The organism is Rhizobium sp. P2_G2, assembly GCF_056403555.1.
Map to the genome: position 1 here is coordinate 1 of NZ_JBFUFF010000249.1, position 1,802 is coordinate 1,802.

Below are 1,802 nucleotides of genomic sequence, written 5' to 3' on the forward strand. Positions count from 1 at the left end.
GCCCAGCGCCATCGTATCCTGGAACGGAACGTCGACGATATCGTGCCCCTTGTCTTTCAGCCAGGTTACGATTGCCGGATCGGTGCAGTCAAGGCAGACGGCCGTCAGCTTCGGCGCGATCGGCACGACCATCAGGTCGATATGCACATAATATTCGTCGATGAAGGCGAGCCGGGTTTCCCAGCCCTCTTTGTCGAACCATTCCTTGACTTGCTGCGCGCCGGCCTCGTTGGTGCGGGCGCCACCACAGCCGATCAACACCACGCCGTCTGCGATCACATTGAAATCGCCGCCTTCGAACGTTCCGGCGGTCACCATGTCGTAGATCGGAATGCCAAGTTTCTCATAGGTGCGGATGGCGGCATAATTCTCGCCGCGCCGCCACCATTGCGCCATGGCGGTGATGATCGCGCCATAGGGCGTCATGACCGAGGAATCGCGCGAATAGACCTGCATCGGCAGTTCTGGCGTCGGCTCATGCCAATGGATCTTGACGCCGAAATGCTCATAGGCCGAGACCAATTCCTTGTGCTGCGCTTGCGCCGTCTGGATATTGGCCGGGTTGTCGCGCAGATGTTTTTTCGACAACGAGGACGTTGCGAGGTGGCGGAGATAGGCGGGCGAGCCGAGCAGCACGTCGGTCAGGCTATCGGTCTCGTTGCGGAAACCCCAGCCGGTGAGGCGCGCGGTGCCGCCGTTGAGATTGCGGCGCTGAAGCGAGAAGGGTTCTTTGAAATATGAGCTCATCGTGTTCCTCTTTGAATTGCCTGTTTGTTTTTCATGCAGTCGGTATCCACCATTCGCGGCCGCGCGCGGTGGTAACATATTCGGGCCAGCGGAAATGGATCGGCGGCTCGTAATCGCAGAGCGGCGCGATCCACTGGCTGCCGCCTACCCCACCGCCGGTGCGGGCCTTGAATTCGTCCATCGTCGCCTTGCGCGCCGCTTCATCTTCGAGCAGCCGCAGTGCGGAGAGCGCCAGCACTTTCGATGCCGTCTCCACCATAGGGTCGATGGTCGCAGGAATGCCGCCTAGCGCGTTCATCACCCAGCCTGGATAGCGATAGCCGGCCGGCGCCTTGAGCGCCGGCCGGGCAATGTAAAAACGGGCAAGCGGTGCATGCCAGGACATGTCCGTATAGTCATCGGACGTCGAATTGAGCTGCGACGGCGGCAGGTCGCGGCGCAGGATGGCTTCCGCCTCCTGTGGCGCAATCAATTGCTCCATTTCGTCGATGAAGGGATTGTCCATCGCTTCGAGACCGCAGTTCGTCTGAATCTCGCGCGCCACGGCCTTGGCGTTTTCACCCCATTTCGGCGCGCCGACCGCCTGCAGGCAATCCCAGACGACATTCGCCATGGCGTGATTGGCAAGCCCGGGCCGTGACTTGCACACCCAATGCCGCTCCCAGCGGCAGCCGCTCATATCGGCGGCAGCCTGGGCATTGCGGTCGAGCACGGCGGTGACCTGTTCGGCCATGGCAATGGTCGGCATGCGCATCATGTACTGGATCTCGGCAAGGCCGGCCGGCAGGTTGTCCGCAGTCGCCTGTCCCGCCGTCAGGATCGCCTCGCTGATCGACCAGCCGCCCTGATGCGTCAGCATCGAATCCCTGAGCGCCTTCGACGCCATATACATCATCATCAGCGCGTCATTGGCGCCGGGCGCGCGGACGGCGGAATGCGATTGCGGGATCGGCGCGCCATCATTCACGCCCCAGTTTTCCGGCTGGTCGCAGATGAAGCGGTAGATCATCGAATAGGCCGCACCGCAATGCGTGTCCCAGCGCACCGTATTGCAC

The 1,802-nt window shown here is 61.8% G+C and carries 2 protein-coding genes; both read right to left on the reverse strand.

Translation table 11 applies throughout. The features are described from left to right. Positions 1 to 747, reverse strand: a 747-nt coding sequence (locus tag AC1D06_RS42505; protein WP_477991575.1) for a dimethylarginine dimethylaminohydrolase family protein, incomplete at its 3' end; no start/stop codon positions are given. A 31-nt stretch (positions 748 to 778) separates the two neighbouring features. Next, positions 779 to 1,802: zinc-binding metallopeptidase family protein (locus tag AC1D06_RS42510; protein WP_477991577.1), on the reverse strand; the 1,024-nt coding region annotated here is incomplete at its 5' end.